At 65.0% G+C, this 14,571-nt stretch carries 18 protein-coding genes; 2 read left to right on the forward strand and 16 right to left on the reverse strand.

The window, feature by feature from the left end:
* Nucleotides 1-2 precede the first annotated feature (2 nt).
* Genes ccmI through ccmA form a run of 9 tightly spaced genes read right to left on the reverse strand, consistent with a single transcriptional unit; the run spans nucleotide 3 to nucleotide 6,869 of the window.
* On the reverse strand, nucleotides 3-1,202 hold the full coding sequence (gene ccmI, locus AC5QPF_RS22460; RefSeq protein WP_494959948.1) for a c-type cytochrome biogenesis protein CcmI: 1,200 nt from the start codon (nucleotides 1,200-1,202) through the stop codon (nucleotides 3-5).
* Nucleotides 1,195-1,671, reverse strand: coding sequence for a cytochrome c-type biogenesis protein CcmH (locus tag AC5QPF_RS22465; protein ID WP_494959949.1), 477 nt, complete (start codon nucleotides 1,669-1,671; stop codon nucleotides 1,195-1,197). Before AC5QPF_RS22465 ends, ccmI begins: the two co-directional genes overlap by 8 nt.
* Nucleotides 1,668-2,204: a DsbE family thiol:disulfide interchange protein gene (locus AC5QPF_RS22470; RefSeq protein ID WP_494959950.1), complete on the reverse strand. Its 537-nt coding sequence runs from the start codon at nucleotides 2,202-2,204 to the stop codon at nucleotides 1,668-1,670. Before AC5QPF_RS22470 ends, AC5QPF_RS22465 begins: the two co-directional genes overlap by 4 nt.
* Nucleotides 2,201-4,174 (reverse strand): heme lyase CcmF/NrfE family subunit, encoded by a 1,974-nt coding sequence (locus AC5QPF_RS22475; protein ID WP_494964231.1) that lies wholly within the window; start codon nucleotides 4,172-4,174, stop codon nucleotides 2,201-2,203. Before AC5QPF_RS22475 ends, AC5QPF_RS22470 begins: the two co-directional genes overlap by 4 nt.
* Nucleotides 4,175-4,185: 11 nt before the next feature.
* Nucleotides 4,186-4,638, reverse strand: a complete 453-nt coding sequence (gene ccmE / locus AC5QPF_RS22480) for a cytochrome c maturation protein CcmE (RefSeq protein ID WP_458978322.1) — start codon at nucleotides 4,636-4,638, stop codon at nucleotides 4,186-4,188.
* Nucleotides 4,635-4,811 carry a heme exporter protein CcmD gene (gene ccmD / locus AC5QPF_RS22485; protein ID WP_494959951.1) on the reverse strand — a complete coding sequence of 59 codons (177 nt, stop codon included), beginning with the start codon at nucleotides 4,809-4,811 and terminating at the stop codon, nucleotides 4,635-4,637. The genes ccmE and ccmD overlap by 4 nt, the downstream gene beginning before the upstream one ends.
* On the reverse strand, nucleotides 4,808-5,578 hold the full coding sequence (locus tag AC5QPF_RS22490; RefSeq protein WP_494959952.1) for a heme ABC transporter permease CcmC: 771 nt from the start codon (nucleotides 5,576-5,578) through the stop codon (nucleotides 4,808-4,810). The genes ccmD and AC5QPF_RS22490 overlap by 4 nt, the downstream gene beginning before the upstream one ends.
* 44 nt (nucleotides 5,579-5,622) lie before the next feature.
* The gene (ccmB, locus tag AC5QPF_RS22495; RefSeq protein WP_330076917.1) at nucleotides 5,623-6,291 is read right to left on the reverse strand and encodes a heme exporter protein CcmB; all 669 of its coding nucleotides are present in this window, start codon (nucleotides 6,289-6,291) and stop codon (nucleotides 5,623-5,625) included.
* The gene (gene ccmA / locus AC5QPF_RS22500) at nucleotides 6,288-6,869 is read right to left on the reverse strand and encodes a cytochrome c biogenesis heme-transporting ATPase CcmA (RefSeq protein WP_494964232.1); all 582 of its coding nucleotides are present in this window, start codon (nucleotides 6,867-6,869) and stop codon (nucleotides 6,288-6,290) included. Before ccmA ends, ccmB begins: the two co-directional genes overlap by 4 nt.
* 196 nt (nucleotides 6,870-7,065) lie before the next feature.
* On the opposite strand from ccmA, the gene fliK reads away from it, so the two are divergent.
* Both fliK and AC5QPF_RS22510 read left to right on the forward strand, forming a co-directional pair.
* Complete coding sequence (gene fliK / locus AC5QPF_RS22505) at nucleotides 7,066-8,628, forward strand: flagellar hook-length control protein FliK (protein WP_494959953.1); 1,563 nt, start codon at nucleotides 7,066-7,068, stop codon at nucleotides 8,626-8,628.
* Nucleotides 8,625-8,963 (forward strand): EscU/YscU/HrcU family type III secretion system export apparatus switch protein, encoded by a 339-nt coding sequence (locus AC5QPF_RS22510; protein WP_494959954.1) that lies wholly within the window; start codon nucleotides 8,625-8,627, stop codon nucleotides 8,961-8,963. Before fliK ends, AC5QPF_RS22510 begins: the two co-directional genes overlap by 4 nt.
* Before the next feature lie 144 nt (nucleotides 8,964-9,107).
* Here AC5QPF_RS22510 and AC5QPF_RS22515 read toward each other — a convergent pair whose 3' ends face one another.
* The 7 genes from AC5QPF_RS22515 to AC5QPF_RS22545 all read right to left on the reverse strand — a co-directional run bounded on the left by AC5QPF_RS22515 (nucleotide 9,108) and on the right by AC5QPF_RS22545 (nucleotide 14,564).
* Nucleotides 9,108-9,500: a DUF2802 domain-containing protein gene (locus tag AC5QPF_RS22515; protein ID WP_494959955.1), complete on the reverse strand. Its 393-nt coding sequence runs from the start codon at nucleotides 9,498-9,500 to the stop codon at nucleotides 9,108-9,110.
* Between the two features lies 1 nt (nucleotide 9,501).
* Entirely contained in the window at nucleotides 9,502-9,981 is a 480-nt protein-coding gene (locus AC5QPF_RS22520; protein ID WP_042123150.1) for a chemotaxis protein CheW, read from the reverse strand.
* A gap of 65 nt (nucleotides 9,982-10,046) precedes the next feature.
* On the reverse strand, nucleotides 10,047-10,976 hold the full coding sequence (locus AC5QPF_RS22525) for a chemotaxis protein CheW (RefSeq protein WP_494959956.1): 930 nt from the start codon (nucleotides 10,974-10,976) through the stop codon (nucleotides 10,047-10,049).
* Nucleotides 10,976-11,764, reverse strand: coding sequence for a ParA family protein (locus AC5QPF_RS22530; protein ID WP_330076911.1), 789 nt, complete (start codon nucleotides 11,762-11,764; stop codon nucleotides 10,976-10,978). Before AC5QPF_RS22530 ends, AC5QPF_RS22525 begins: the two co-directional genes overlap by 1 nt.
* A gap of 42 nt (nucleotides 11,765-11,806) precedes the next feature.
* A complete protein-coding gene (gene motD, locus AC5QPF_RS22535) occupies nucleotides 11,807-12,697 on the reverse strand; it encodes a flagellar motor protein MotD (RefSeq protein ID WP_494959957.1) in 891 nt (296 codons plus the stop codon).
* Between the two features lie 2 nt (nucleotides 12,698-12,699).
* On the reverse strand, nucleotides 12,700-13,440 hold the full coding sequence (locus tag AC5QPF_RS22540) for a flagellar motor protein (protein WP_494959958.1): 741 nt from the start codon (nucleotides 13,438-13,440) through the stop codon (nucleotides 12,700-12,702).
* Complete coding sequence (locus AC5QPF_RS22545; protein WP_494959959.1) at nucleotides 13,440-14,564, reverse strand: chemotaxis-specific protein-glutamate methyltransferase CheB; 1,125 nt, start codon at nucleotides 14,562-14,564, stop codon at nucleotides 13,440-13,442. Before AC5QPF_RS22545 ends, AC5QPF_RS22540 begins: the two co-directional genes overlap by 1 nt.
* Nucleotides 14,565-14,571: the final 7 nt, after the last annotated feature.

Below are 14,571 nucleotides of genomic sequence, written 5' to 3' on the forward strand. Positions count from 1 at the left end.
TCTTATAGATCCGGTCGGTCGATGGTCAGGTGCTGCGGCGTCGCAGTATTGCTCGCCAGGGGCGCACCGCTGCCGACCCATTCGCCCTTGGTGGGCTGGCCGGCGCGCGAGATGCGTGCCATCAGTTGGACTTCAGGGAAGTTCGACAGTTTCATGTTCGGCATCATTGCGTCGCTGTCGCTCAGCTCGACCTCGATCGGCAACTGCGCCACGGTGATCCGTTTGGCGGCCAGCGGCAGGCTCGGCCCGGACGCCGCGCGGGCGAAGATGAACACCACATCGTCCGGCTTGACCTTGTCCTGCAACGCTGCAGCCAGTTCCACGCGCACGGTCAGCTTCGCGCCCGAGGCTGCCACCGGCTCCGAGGCCTTGCCCTCGCCCGCCGCGACCTTTTCCTTGGCCTTCTCGATACCGCCCAACAGCGCGGCACGGGAGCTGTCGCCTTCCGGCAACTGCGCCAGCAGGCGATTCCAGTAGTCGATAGCGTCCTGGTAGCGCTCATCCTCGAACGCGGCGATACCCAGCAGGCCGAGACTGGTCACTTCCTTCGGATCGCTCTTCAGCGCTTCGTCGGTCAGGGCCTGGAATTGCGCAGTCCACTGCTTGTTATTGGCAAAGTACAGGGCCTGGGCCCACTGTCCGAGCAGTTCCGGCGCACGACCGGCAACGCCCACGGCGCGCTCGAAGGCCTTGGCTGCGTCCGCCGGACGCTCCTGGGCCATGTAGGCACGGCCGAGGAAGTACAGGCCTTCGGCGTTGTCCGGCTGGGCGGCGACGGCACGCTCCAGGCGTGAGGTCATCTCCTCGATGGTCTGCGGCGCCGTAGCGAACTCCTGGGTCAGGGCGACCTTGTCGCTGGCCCCGTAGTGCAGGTAGAGGCCCACCGCCATCGCCGGCACCAGGAACGCCGCAACGATCGGCAGCGCCTTGCCCAGCCGCGCACTGCGAGAGGCATCGGCATTCTCGGTATCGGCCAGCAGTTCGCGGGCGGCTTCGTCCTTGCCGCGGGCCAGTGCGTCGGCATCGAGCACGCCCGCTGCACTCTGGGCCTGCAGTTCGGCGACGCGCTCCTGGTACAGGGCGACGTTGAGGGCGGTACGGTCTTCTTCCTGCTGCGCACGACGGCCACGCAACACCGGAATCAGCAAAAAGCTCAGGGCTACCAGCAGCAGCAGGCCTGAAGCGAGCCAGAAATCAGTCATGGGTCTGTTCTTTGTCCAGCAGTGTGGCGAGGCGCTTGCGCTCCTCGGGAGAAAGGTCGGTCGAGCCGTTGCTTGCCGGTGCGCGGCGCTTGCGCACGATCACCGCCATCACGCCGACACCGCCCAGCAGCAGCGCTGCCGGACCGAACCAGAGCAGCCAGGTCTTGGCGGTCAGGGCCGGCTTGTAGCGGACGAAATCACCGTAGCGATCGACCATGAAGTCAACGATCTGCTGATTGCTCTTGCCTTCGCCGAGCATGCGGAAGATTTCCCGGCGCAGGTCGGCGGCAATCGGCGCGTTGGAGTCGGCGATGTCCTGGTTCTGGCACTTGGGGCAGCGCAGTTCCTTGGTCAGTTCGCGGTAACGCTCGCGTTCGGCCTCGTCGGCGAACTGGTAGGTGTCGATGGCCGCCTTGGCCACGCCGCACAGGCTCAGGCCGAGCACGGCGGCTGCCAGCCAGCGCTTCATTGGCTGGCCTCGTCGACCAGGCCCTGGTACACCGGCGCCAGCTTCTCGCGCCACACGGTTTCGTCGATCACGCCGACGTACTTGTCGCGGATGATGCCCTTGGCGTCGATGAAGAAGGTTTCCGGCGCGCCGTACACGCCCAGGTCCAGGCCCAGGGTGCCCTGCTCGTCGCGGATGTCCATCTGGTAGGGGTTGTGGAACTCGGCCAGCCACTTCAGGGCGTCGGCATTGATGTCCTTGTAGTTGACCCCGTAGATCAGCACGCCCTGCTGGGCCAGTTTGTTCAGCACCGGGTGCTCGACCTTGCACGAGATGCACCAGGTGGCCCAGACGTTGACCAGCGCCGGCTTGCCCTTGAGGTCGGCCTCGGTCAGTTGGCGGTCGCCCTGCACGTTGGGCAGGGCGAAGGCCGGGAACGGCTTGCCGATCATCGCCGATGGCAGCTCGGCCGGGTCCAGGTACAACCCGCGGTAGAGAAACACCGCCACCAGCAGGAACACCGCCAGCGGCAGCACCATGATCCAACGCTTCATGCAGTCGCTCCTTCCAGACCGAGGACATCACGCACCTTGGTCTTGACCTTGATTCGATAGCGACGGTCGAGCGCCGCGAGGAAACCGCCGAGGCCGGTGAGCAAGCCGCCCAGCCAGATCCAGCGGACGAACGGCTTGACGTGCACCCGCACCGCCCAGGCGCCGTTTTCCAGCGGTTCGCCGAGGGCGACATAGAGGTCGCGGGTGAAGCCGGCGTCGATCCCGGCTTCGGTCATCATCGACTGCTGCACGGTGTACAGGCGTTTTTCCGGATGCAGCACGCTGATCTCGCGGCCGTTCTCCAGGACCCGCACGGTGCCCTTGTCGGAGGTGAAGTTGGGGCCTTCGAAGTGCTTGGCGCCTTCGAAGACGAAGTGGTAGCCGGCCAGTTCCACCGACTCGCCCGGCGCCATGCGCAGGTCGCGCTCGGCGCTGTTGTTGCTCGATAGCACCACGCCCAGGGCGCAGACCGCCAGACCCAGGTGGGCCAGGTGCATGCCCCAGTAGCTGCGGTTGAGCCCGCGAATACCCTTGAGCAGGCCTTTGTGACGGGTCTTGTCGAGGATGTCGCGCACGCCGCCGAGGACGATCCACGCGGCCAGGGCGAAGGTGGTCAGCACCGGCCAGTCGAAGTCGTCGACCAGCAGGCCACCGATCGGAGCCAATACCGCGGCGCCGATCAGCACCGGGGTCAGCATGCTGGCCAGCCAGCGTACCGGGGTGTCCTTCCAGCGCACGATCACGCCGACCGCCAGCACCACCATCAGCAGCGCCATCAGCGGGATGAACAGGGCGTCGAAGTACGGCGGGCCGACCGACAGTTTGGCCCCGGTCAGGGCGTCCAGCACCAGCGGGTACAAGGTGCCGAGCAGGATCATCGACGCCGCCACCACCAGCACCAGGTTATTGGCCAGCAGCAGGGTCTCGCGGGACCACAGGGCGAAGCCGACCTGGCTCTTCACCACCGGCGCGCGCAAAGCGAACAGGGTCAGCGAGCCGCCGACCACCACCAGCAGGAAGAACAGGATGAAGATGCCGCGCTCCGGATCGGAGGCGAAGGCGTGCACCGAAGTCAGCACGCCGGAACGGACCAGGAAGGTGCCGAGCAGGCTGAGAGAGAACGCGGCGATGGCCAGCAGCACGGTCCAGCTCTTGAACACGCCACGCTTCTCCGTGACCGCCAGCGAGTGGATCAGCGCAGTGCCCACCAGCCACGGCATGAACGAGGCGTTTTCCACCGGGTCCCAGAACCACCAGCCGCCCCAGCCCAGCTCGTAGTAGGCCCACCACGAGCCAAGGGTGATGCCGATGCCGAGGAAGGCCCAGGCGACGATGGTCCACGGCCGCGACCAGCGCGCCCAGGCGGCGTCGAGGCGCCCGCCGAGCAGTGCGGCGATGGCGAAGGCGAAGGCCACCGAGAAACCGACGTAACCCATGTACAGCATCGGCGGATGGACGATCAGGCCAATGTCCTGCAGCAGCGGGTTGAGGTCACGGCCGTCACCGGGGATCTGTGGCAGCAAGCGCTGGAACGGGTTGGAGGTGATGATCAGGAACGACAGGAAGCCGACGCTGATCATGCCCATCACCGCCAGTACGCGGGCGAGCATGACCAGTGGCAACTGCCGGGAGAAGATCGACACGGCGAAGGTCCAACCACCGAGAATCAGCGCCCAGAGCAGCAACGAGCCTTCGTGGGCGCCCCACACCGCGCTGAACTTGTAGTACCAGGGCAAGGCGCTGTTGGAGTTGCTGGCGACGTAGGCGACCGAGAAGTTGTCGGTCATGAAAGCGTGGGTCAGGCAGGCGAAGGCGAAGGCGAGGAAGGCGAACTGGCCCCAGGCCGCCGGGCGCGCCAGGCTCATCCACAGGCTGTCGCCGCGCCAGGCGCCGAGCAGCGGCACCGTGGCCTGCACGCAGGCGAAGCAGATGGCCAGGATCATCGACAACTGGCCGAGTTCGGGAATGATCAGCGAGGCGTTCATTGCGCAGGTACTCCCGAGGCCGTCTGCCCGCTTTCCTTGAGGGCCTTGGTGACTTCCGGCGGCATGTATTTCTCGTCGTGCTTGGCCAGCACTTCATCGGCCACCACCACGCCTTCGGCGTTCAGCTTGCCCAGGGCGACGATGCCCTGGCCTTCGCGGAACAGGTCGGGAAGGATGCCGCGGTAGGTGATCGGCACCGACTTGCTGAAGTCGGTGACCACGAAGCGCACGTCCAGCGAGTCGGGGGAGCGCTGCACCGAACCCTTCTCGACCATGCCGCCGGCGCGGATGCGGGTGTCCAGTGGCGCCTCGCCATTGGCAATCTGGGTCGGGGTGTAGAACAGGTTGATGTTTTCCTGCAGCGCGCTGAGGGCCAGGCCGACGGCGACACCGAGGCCGGCGAGCAGGCCGAGGATGATAAACAGGCGCTTCTTGCGTTGCGGATTCACTTGGCGTTCTCCCGGCGCAGGCGGCGCGCCTCAGCTTGCAGGTAACGTCGGCGGGCCAACAGGGGGGCGACGACGTTGATGGCCAGCACCGCCAGGCAGATGCCGTAGGCCGACCACACATACAGGCCGTGATGGCCCATGGCGAGGAAGTCGCCGAAGGATGCGAAGCTCATCGTGCGCCTCCCAGACTGTTCAGCACTTCTTCCCGGACCCAGCTGGCGCGGGCCTCGCGCTTGAGCACTTCGAGGCGCATGCGCAGCAGCAGCACGGCGCCGAAGAAACAGTAGAAACCCAGCACCGTGAGCAGCAACGGCAGCCACATCTCCGCCGGCATCGCCGGTTTCTCGGTGAGGGTGAAGGTCGAGCCCTGGTGCAGGGTGTTCCACCACTCCACCGAGTACTTGATGATCGGGATGTTGATCACCCCGACGATGGCCAGCACCGCGCAGGCCTTGGCCGCGCTGTCACGGTTGCTGATGGCGTGGCCGAGGGCGATGAGGCCGAAGTACAGGAACAGCAGGATGAGCATGGAGGTCAGGCGCGCATCCCAGACCCACCAGCTGCCCCAGGTCGGCTTGCCCCAGATGGCCCCGGTGACCAGCGCCACGGCGGTCATCCAGGCGCCGATGGGCGCGGCGCTCTGCAGGGCGACGTCGGCGATCTTCATCTTCCACACCAGCCCCACCACCCCGCACACCGCGAGCATGACGTAGCAGGACTGCGCCAGCATCGCCGCCGGCACATGGATGTAGATGATGCGGAAGCTGTTGCCTTGCTGGTAGTCCTGCGGGGCGAAGGCCAGGCCCCAGACCACGCCGGTGCCGATCAACAGGATCGCGGCGACCGCCAGCCAGGGCAGCATGCGGCCGCTGATGGCATAGAACCATTTGGGGGAACCGAGCTTGTGAAACCATGTCCAGCTTATTGCGCTGCTTTTCATCACGGTACATCCAGGGTCTTTGCTGGGCGGGGGCCCAGACCTCGTTATTCGCCGACGCTGATCTTCAGGCCAGCGGCTATTGCAAAAGGTGCAAGGGTGACTGCCAGGGCGGCCAGGCTGCCGAGCCAGAGCAGGTATCCGGTTGCCGGCATAGCTTGCACTGCTGCTTGTAGCGCGCCACTGCCCAGGATCAATACAGGGATGTATAGCGGCAAAATCAGCAGCGCCAGCAGCAGGCCACCACGTTTCAAACCAACAGTCAGGGCCGCACCCACGGCGCCCAACAGACTCAGTACCGGGGTACCGAGCAAGAGCGATGCCAGCAGGACCGGCAGGCATTCCACGGGCAGGCCGAGCATCACCGCCAGCAGCGGCGACAACAATACCAGCGCCAGCCCGGAAAAAGCCCAGTGTGCCAGTACCTTTGCCAGCACCAGAAGTGGCAGGGGGTGTGGCGAAAGGACCCACTGCTCGAGGGATCCGTCCTCGAAATCACTGCGGAAAAGCCCGTCCAGCGAGAGCAGGACGGACAAAAGCGCGGCTACCCAGACTAATCCTGGAGACAAAATTTGCAACAATTGTGTCTCAGGACCGACCGCAAGTGGAAACAATGCGATGACGATGGCGAAGAATACCAGCGGGTTGGCCAGCTCTGCCGGACGACGGCACAACAGGCGTGCTTCGCGGCGCAACAACAGGACGAATACGCTCATGCGGCCCACTGCCCCAGGTTGATGTCACGGTAGCCGGACGGCGTCTGCGCCAGCGTGTGGTGGGTGGTCAGGACCACCATACCGCCCTGTTCGCAGTGTTGCGCCAGATGCGCTTCGAGCTGGGCCACGCCCTGCTTGTCGAGAGCGGTGAAAGGTTCGTCGAGGATCCACAGCGGCGGGCTGTCCAGATACAGCCGGGCCAGGGCCACCCGGCGCTGCTGACCGGCAGACAGGGTATGGCAGGCGACATCCTCGAAACCGCGCAGGCCGACGGCATCCAGCGCCTGCCAGATCGCCTCGCGGCTCGCCGGGCGATGCAGGGCGCAGAGCCAGGTGAGGTTTTCTTCCGGGGTGAGCAGGTCCTTGATCCCGGCGGCGTGGCCGATCCACACCAGGGAGCGGGCCAGTTCGCTGCCCTGTTCCTTGAGTGGCTTGCCGTTGAGCAGGATCTCGCCATGGGTGGGTTGCATCAGGCCGGCGAGCAAGCGCAGCAGGCTGGTCTTGCCGCTGCCGTTGGGGCCGCTGATCTGCAGCATGTCGCCGGGGCACACGCGCAGTTCGAGGTGTTCGAAGAGCATTCGCCAGTCGCGCTCGCAGGCCAGGCCCACGGCTTGCAGATGAGGAGTCACAGGTTCGCCTTATGCTCAAGTCGGTTGATACCTGGCCGTTATAGAGACAACGAAATCCTGGCCGACCGGTCTGGAAGAAATCGGCCGGCATTATACATGCCATGTCCTACTGTAAAGAGGGCTATTTGAACAGGTCGCAACAGCCATGACAGGCGAAATAAACAGCCTCGGCCCACAGTTTGCCGCCGTCGCGCAACAGGCGCGGGGCTCGGCGATGACCGGCGAGCTGGTGCAACTGCTGCAGGAGCAGCCGGACCTGCTGAAGCCGGGAGAAACCGCCAAGGGTGAGGTAGTCTCGCTGCGCCAGGTCGGCCAGGACATCCAACTTTTGATCAAGCTGCTTCAGCAGAATGGCCGGGAGACCATGGTCGCAGCCAGTGCCAGCCAGCCGCTGGCCCAAGGCACCCTGATCACGGTCAGCCAGCCCAATTCGAGCCAGCTCAGTCTCACTTTGCAACAGGCCATCGCCAGCAATGTCGCCGCCCTCACCCGCCTCGACAGCCGCGAACTGCCCGTGGGCACGCTGGTGCAGGGCAAGGTGCTGACCACCCAGTTGCAGCAGCAAGGCGCGGGCCTGCCGCCGCTATACCGCTCGCTGGTCAGTCTGCTCAATACCACCCAAGCCGGCGCCACCCTGGCCATCGACTCTCCTCGCCCGCTCCCCTTGGGCAGCCTGCTCAGCGCGCGGGTGATGGGCGACCAGCTACTGAACTTCGTGCCGCTGAGCGGGCGCCAGGATCAGATGGCCATTGCCCAGAACCTCAGCGCCCAGCAGAACCGCCAGGCTTCGCTGCAAGGCCTGCTGGCGGCCATGCAGCGGATCGCCGCCGATGACGACCAGCCGGCCGATGTCCGTGCCAGCGTCGACAAGCTGCTGGCCAGCCTGCCGGATATCCGCCAGATGGGCGACGCCCGCCAGCTAGCCCAGGCCTTGGGCAACAGCGGAGCCTTCCTCGAAGCCAAGCTGTTCAACGGCGCCACCGTGGTACCGGACATCAAGGCCCAAGTAGTACGCCTGATCGCCCAGTTGCTGCCGAACGTGCCGGGCGGCGTGCTGTTCACCCAGAACAACGCCGCCGTCGCCCAGGCACTGCCGGGCATGCTGCGCAGCGCCCTCGGCGCGCTTGGCCAGGTGACGCCGCGCACGCCGCCGGGTGGCTTCCCGCTGCCAACGCGCCTGCTGCAGAACGCCGAAGGCGAGGAAGACCTGCAACACCTGCTGCGCCTTGCCGCAGCGGCCATCTCGCGGGTGCAGAGCCATCAACTGGCAAGTCTCGAACAGACCGGCAAGACCCCGGACGGCAACCTGCAAACCACCTGGCAGACCGAGATTCCCCTGCGTACCGGGCCGGAATTCATGCCGATGCAGGTCAAGGTGCAGCGCGAGGAAACCCCGGAACAGCAGGCCGATCCGGAGCGCCAGCGCCGCGACCCGCTGGAGATGCTCTGGCGCATCGACCTGGCTTTCGATCTGCATCCGCTGGGGCCGTTGCAAGTCCAGGCGCAGATCAGCCAGGGTAGTCTGTCCAGCCAATTGTGGGCGGAACGCCCTGAGACTGCGGCATTGATCGAGCGCGAGCTAGGCGATCTGCGCGCGCGGCTGGTGGCCCGAGGGGTAAATGTCGGCGAACTGCATTGCCATCAAGGCGTCCCGCCCCAAGGGGCGCGCACGCATCTGGAACAACGCTGGGTGGACGAGAACGCATGACCCGCAAGACACCACCCCGCCAGGCCATCGCCCTGAGCTACGACGGTACCCAGGCCCCTACCCTCACGGCCAAGGGCGATGACGAACTGGCGCAAGCCATCCTCGCGCTTGCCCGCGAGCATGAAGTGCCGATCTATGAGAATGCCGAACTGGTCAGGCTGCTGGCACGTATGGAGCTGGGGGACAGCATCCCCGAGGCGCTATACCTGACCATTGCCGAGATCATCGCCTTTGCCTGGCAGTTGAAGGGCAAGGTGCCGGTGGGGTTCTACGACGAGGGGCCGGTGGAAAGGGATATCACGCCGGACCTGAAGCGGTTGCCTGGACCGAAATGATGTGGGGCCTGCTCGGGCCAATCGCTGGCAAGCCAGCTCCCGCAAGGCTCTCCGTTGCTCTCAAGAGCACCGCAATCATTGTGGGGGCTGGCTTGTCGGAGCGCCGTGGCGCAGCGTCAAGGCCCTGAAGAACGCAGGAAACCCTCAGCTCTTGTGCAACTTGCTCATCAACTCCGCCTCAGCCTGGGTCAAGCCGCAGGTCTGGGTCAGTTCGTCGACGCTGGCGCCCATCCCCACCAGCCGCGCCGCCTGAGCAAACGACAGGCTGTTGGGGTCGCGCTGTTCCAGCTGGAGCAGTTTTTCCGGCAGCGGGGCGACCGTCGCGCGCAGCTCGTGCAAGGCCTCGCCCATGGACACCGACATGTTCTGGTAGTCATCCAGGCGCTTGTTCAGGTCCTTGATGCGCTGGTCGCGCAGCGCATCACCCTGGGCCTGTTGCGACGCCAGTTCACGCTGCCGCTTGCTGTAGCCAATGAACAACCAGGCACTCAGTGCCCACAGCAAGGCCAGGAATACAACCGCTACCTCAAGGATCAACTCAGATGTTCTCCAGCTCGGACCACTCTTCCTCGGTCATCATCTTGTCCAGCTCGACCAGGATCAGCAGTTCGCCGTTCTTGTTGCATACGCCCTGGATGAACTTGGCCGATTCCTCGTTACCGACGTTCGGTGCGGTCTCTACCTCGGACTGACGCAGGTAGACCACTTCGGCAACGCTGTCGACGAGGATGCCCACCACCTGTTTGTCCGCCTCGATGATGACGATGCGGGTGTTGTCGGTGACATCACTCGGCACCAGGCCGAAGCGCTGGCGGGTGTCGATCACGGTGACCACGTTGCCGCGCAGGTTGATGATACCCAGCACGTAGCTCGGCGCACCGGGTACCGGGGCGATCTCGGTGTAGCGCAGCACTTCCTGGACCTGCATCACGTTGATGCCGTAGGACTCGTTGTCCAGGCGGAAGGTAACCCACTGCAGGATCGGATCTTCGGAACCTTGTCCAGACGTCTTTTTCATTCCCCTAACCCTCAAAAACCGCCTTCGGCGGAGTGCTCAGTGCGATCGCGCCGGTGCGCGACCGATCATTTGTTTCCCAACTGCATCTTCTTGACGGCGCCACTGGCGATCAGCTCGGCCAGCTCGGCGACATCCAGCAATGCGCACATGTGTTCGATCACCGTGCCCGCCAGCCACGGCCGCTGGCCGCGTTGCGAGCGCCATTTGATCTCGTTCGGGTCCAGGCGCAACGAGCGGCTGACCTGATGCACCGCCAGCCCCCACTCGTAGCCCTGCACCGAAATCACGTATTGCAGTCCTTCGCGGAAATCGTCGCGGTAGCGCTCGGGCATGACCCAGCGCGCGGTATCCAGAACCTTCAGGTTGCCGGCCTGGCTCGGCAGGATGCCAAGGAACCACTCCGGCTGGCCGAACAGCGGCGTCAGCTCCTGGCCGGCCAGGGAGTAGATCGAGCCCAGGCATACCAGCGGTACCGCCAACGTCAGCCCGGCGACATCGAACAGCAGGCATTCGAAGGGCTCGGCGGCCCAGTCCGGACGCCCGCCTTCGGCCTTCGGCGGCTGCGGCGGTGCCGGCAAGTGGACTTCCACCAGCGGTTCGACCCGCGGCGGCGCCTCGACCTTGATCTCGGGCTTGGCAACGACCGGCGCAGTCACCTTCTCTACCACCGGCTCGACGACAGGCGCTACCTTGAGCGCCGGCGGTGCTACCGGAATACGGACTGGCGATGGCTCGGCAAAGGTGGTCGGCGCGACGCGCGCGCCCAGCGATTCGCGGCGGGCATCCCGGGCCTGCTCTTCCAGCACCGCGGCCTGGAACTCGTCCAGGACTTCGCTGGTATCCGGGGCCGGCGCGGTCACGACCGGCGTAACCACAGGGACGACGACCGGTGCGACCACCGGTTCGATGATGTCTTCGGTCGCTTCCTGCAGCAGTCCATCGAGGTAGGACTGCAAGGCCATCTGCGGCTTGGTGGCGATCTGCGGACGATTCATCAGGCCACCTGCGCCACGGTTTTCTGCTGCAGCAGGTGCTTGAGCAGTGCACGGTAAGCGACCACGCCGCGGCTCTTGGCATCGTATTGCGAAGGCGTCACCCCGGCCCGGCTGGCATCGCGCAGGCGGGTGTCAACCGGAATGTAGCCATGCCAGATGTTCTCCGGGTAACCATCGCGCAGCACCTTGAGGGTCCCCATAGAGGCCTGGGTACGGCGATCGAACAGGGTCGGCACGATATGGAAAGGCAATGCCTGGCGGCGCGAGCGATTGACCATGGCCAGGGTGCTGACCATGCGCTCCAGGCCTTTCACCGCGAGGTATTCGGTCTGCACCGGGATCACCAGTTGCTGGCTGGCGGCCAGGGCGTTGACCATCAACACGCCGAGCAGCGGCGGGCTATCGATCAGGGCGTAGTCGAAGTCCTGCCAGAGCTGCGCCAGACTCTTGGCGATCACCAGGCCGAGGCCGTTCTGCCCCGGCGACTGGCGCTCCAACACGGCAAGCGCGGTGCTCGACGGCAGCAGGGAAATCTTTTCATTGCTGGTGGGCAGCAGCAATTGCCCGGGCAGGCCGTCCGGCACCTGGCCCTTGTGCTGGAACAGGTCGAAGCTGCTGTGCTCCAGGGTGTCCGGGTTATGCCCGAAATAGCTGGTCATCGACCCGTGCGGGTCGAGGTCGACGACGACCACGCGCTTGCCGGCGTCAGCCAGCAGGCCTGCCAGGGCGATGGACGTGGTGGTCTTGCCTACGCCACCTTTTTGATTGGCTACTGCCCAGACTCTCATGCGCGGTTTCCTCCCGGTCAGACGGTTGCCAGCCGGGATCGATTAAAAGGTCGAGGATGACGGAGTTTTGACGGGGTTGTTACCCGCCGTCGGTGTTACAGCAGGCGGTGCAGTTTGTGTGCCAGCCCGCTTCAATGCCGCATCCGGCTGCGCGTTCGCTGTTCCGGTACCGGTCAGGCTGCGGCGCACGTCGAGATTACGCGAGATCACCAGCACCACGCGGCGGTTTTTCGCGCGACCGTCGGCAGTGCTGTTGGGAGCGATCGGCTGGAACTCGCCGTAGCCGACGGACGCCATGCGCGCCGGGTTGACCCCCTCCATGGCCAGCAGGCGCACGATACTCGCAGCCCGGGCCGAGGACAGTTCCCAGTTGGTCGGGTACTGCGCGGTACGGATCGGCTGGTCGTCGGTAAAGCCTTCGACGTGGATCGGGTTGGCGAACGGCTTGATGATATTCGCTACCTTCTCGATCAGATTGAACGCGATATCGCTGGGCATGGCATCGCCGCTGCCGAACAGCAGCGAGGAATTGAGCTCGATCTCGATCCACAGCTCGTTGCCGCGCACGGTCATCTGGTCGCTCTTGATCAGGTCGCCGAAGGCCTCCATGACCTGGTCGGTGATGGTCTTCAGCGGATCGGCGCTGGACTGGTTGAGACCAGCGTCGGTCTGCTCGCTGTCCTTGATGATCGGCTGCGCCGGACGGGTGCTGAGCGGGCGCTCTTCGCCGATGGGGATCGGCCGGGTGCTGCGCTCGGACTCGCTGAACACACCGATCAGCGCCTGCGACATGATCTTGTACTTGCCCTCGTTGATCGAGGAAATCGAATACATCACCACGAAGAAGGCGAACAGCAGGGTGATGAAGTCCGCGTAGGACACCAGCCAGCGTTCGTGATTCTCGTGTTCCTCGACCTTGCGACGACGGGCCATGCTTACTCCATGAAGCCTTGCAGCTTCAGTTCGATGGACCGCGGGTTCTCGCCTTCCGCGATGGACAGCAGGCCTTCCAGGAGCATTTCCCGGTAGCGCGACTGGCGCATCACCTGGGCCTTCAGCTTGTTGGCCACCGGCAGCAGGATCAGGTTGGCGCTGGCCACGCCGTAGATGGTGGCAACGAAGGCCACGGCGATGCCGTTACCCAGCTGCGACGGGTCGGCCAGGTTGCCCATGACGTGGATCAGGCCCATCACCGCACCGATGATGCCGATGGTCGGCGCGTAGCCGCCCATGCTCTCGAAGACCTTTGCCGCCTGGATGTCGCGGGCTTCCTGGGTGAGGAAGTCGACTTCGAGGATGCTGCGGATCGCTTCCGGTTCGGCGCCGTCCACCAGCAGTTGCAGCCCCTTGCGCGCATAGGCGTCAGGCTCAGCATCAGCAACGCCTTCCAGGCCCAGCAGGCCCTCCTTGCGCGCTGTGAGGCTCCAGTTGACCACCCGATCGATACCACCGGCCAGATCGACGCGCGGCGGGAAGAGGATCCAGCCGAAGATCTGCAGGGCGCGCTTGAACGCGCTCAGCGGCGACTGCAACAGCGCGGCCGCGAGGGTACCGCCCAGCACGATCAGCGCTGCCGGGCCATTGAGCAGCGCACCGACATGACCGCCTTCGAGCAGGTTGCCGCCAACGATTGCGACAAAGGCCAGGATGATGCCGAGAAGGCTGAGAACGTCCATCAGATGCACGCCTCGACCAGGTGGCGACCAATATCGTCAAGGCCGTAGACCGCATCGGCCAGGTTGGCCTTGACGATGGCCATGGGCATGCCGTAGATCACGCAGCTCGCCTCGTCCTGGGCCCAGACCTGGCTGCCGCCCTGCTTGAGCAGGCGCGCGCCTTCGCGGCCGTCGGCCCCCATGCCGGTGAGCACCACGGCCAGCACCTTGTCACCATAGGACTTGGCCGCCGAACCGAAGGTGATGTCCACGCAAGGCTTGTAGTTGAGGCGTTCATCGCCCGGCAGGATCTTCACCATGCCGCGACCGTCCACCATCATCTGCTTGCCACCCGGGGCCAGCAGGGCCAGGCCAGGACGCAGCATGTCGCCGTCCTCGGCTTCCTTGACGCTGATCTTGCACAGCTTGTCGAGACGCTCGGCGAACGCCTTGGTGAAGGCCGCCGGCATGTGCTGGACCAGCACGATAGGCGCCGGGAAGCCGGCCGGCAGTTGGGTCAGGACTCGCTGCAGGGCGACCGGCCCCCCGGTGGACGTACCGATGGCCAGCAGTTTGTAAGCCTTGCGCTTGGGCGCCGGAGAAAGGTTGGCAGCCGGGGCCGGCGCGGGCGCGGCAGCACGGGTCGGCAGCGCAGACGGCGCACGGGTCGAACCCAACGACGACACCGGGCTGGACGAAGTAGTGCTCACCGCCGGCAATGAACTGGCGTAGCTGCTGAAACGACGGTTGCTGCGGGAGATGGTGTGGACCTTCTCGCACAGCATCTGCTTGACCTTGTCCGGGTTGCGCGAGATGTCTTCGAAGTTCTTCGGCAGGTAGTCCACCGCGCCAGCATCCAGCGCATCGAGGGTCACCCGGGCGCCTTCATGGGTCAGCGAGGAGAACATCAGCACCGGGGTCGGGCAGCGTTGCATGATGTGACGGACCGCAGTGATGCCGTCCATGGTCGGCATCTCGTAGTCCATGGTGATGACGTCGGGCTTGAGCGACAGTGCCTGGTCGATCGCTTCCTTGCCATTGGTCGCCGTACCGACGACCTGGATGGTCGGGTCCGCCGAGAGAATTTCCGAGACACGGCGGCGGAAGAAACCGGAATCATCCACCACCAGGACCTTGACTGCCATAAACACT

The organism is Pseudomonas sp. Con_6, from assembly GCF_059379395.1.

Coding starts and splice junctions, on each gene's coding strand:
- ccmI (WP_494959948.1), bottom strand. CDS start 1,202: ATGACTGATTTCTGGCTCGCTTCAGGCCTGCTGCTGCTGGTAGCCCTG.
- AC5QPF_RS22465 (WP_494959949.1), bottom strand. CDS start 1,671: ATGAAGCGCTGGCTGGCAGCCGCCGTGCTCGGCCTGAGCCTGTGCGGC.
- AC5QPF_RS22470 (WP_494959950.1), bottom strand. CDS start 2,204: ATGAAGCGTTGGATCATGGTGCTGCCGCTGGCGGTGTTCCTGCTGGTG.
- ccmD (WP_494959951.1), bottom strand. CDS start 4,811: ATGAGCTTCGCATCCTTCGGCGACTTCCTCGCCATGGGCCATCACGGC.
- AC5QPF_RS22490 (WP_494959952.1), bottom strand. CDS start 5,578: ATGAAAAGCAGCGCAATAAGCTGGACATGGTTTCACAAGCTCGGTTCC.
- ccmB (WP_330076917.1), bottom strand. CDS start 6,291: ATGAGCGTATTCGTCCTGTTGTTGCGCCGCGAAGCACGCCTGTTGTGC.
- ccmA (WP_494964232.1), bottom strand. CDS start 6,869: ATGCTCTTCGAACACCTCGAACTGCGCGTGTGCCCCGGCGACATGCTG.
- fliK (WP_494959953.1), top strand. CDS start 7,066: ATGACAGGCGAAATAAACAGCCTCGGCCCACAGTTTGCCGCCGTCGCG.
- AC5QPF_RS22510 (WP_494959954.1), top strand. CDS start 8,625: ATGACCCGCAAGACACCACCCCGCCAGGCCATCGCCCTGAGCTACGAC.
- AC5QPF_RS22520 (WP_042123150.1), bottom strand. CDS start 9,981: ATGAAAAAGACGTCTGGACAAGGTTCCGAAGATCCGATCCTGCAGTGG.
- AC5QPF_RS22525 (WP_494959956.1), bottom strand. CDS start 10,976: ATGAATCGTCCGCAGATCGCCACCAAGCCGCAGATGGCCTTGCAGTCC.
- AC5QPF_RS22530 (WP_330076911.1), bottom strand. CDS start 11,764: ATGAGAGTCTGGGCAGTAGCCAATCAAAAAGGTGGCGTAGGCAAGACC.
- motD (WP_494959957.1), bottom strand. CDS start 12,697: ATGGCCCGTCGTCGCAAGGTCGAGGAACACGAGAATCACGAACGCTGG.
- AC5QPF_RS22540 (WP_494959958.1), bottom strand. CDS start 13,440: ATGGACGTTCTCAGCCTTCTCGGCATCATCCTGGCCTTTGTCGCAATC.
- AC5QPF_RS22545 (WP_494959959.1), bottom strand. CDS start 14,564: ATGGCAGTCAAGGTCCTGGTGGTGGATGATTCCGGTTTCTTCCGCCGC.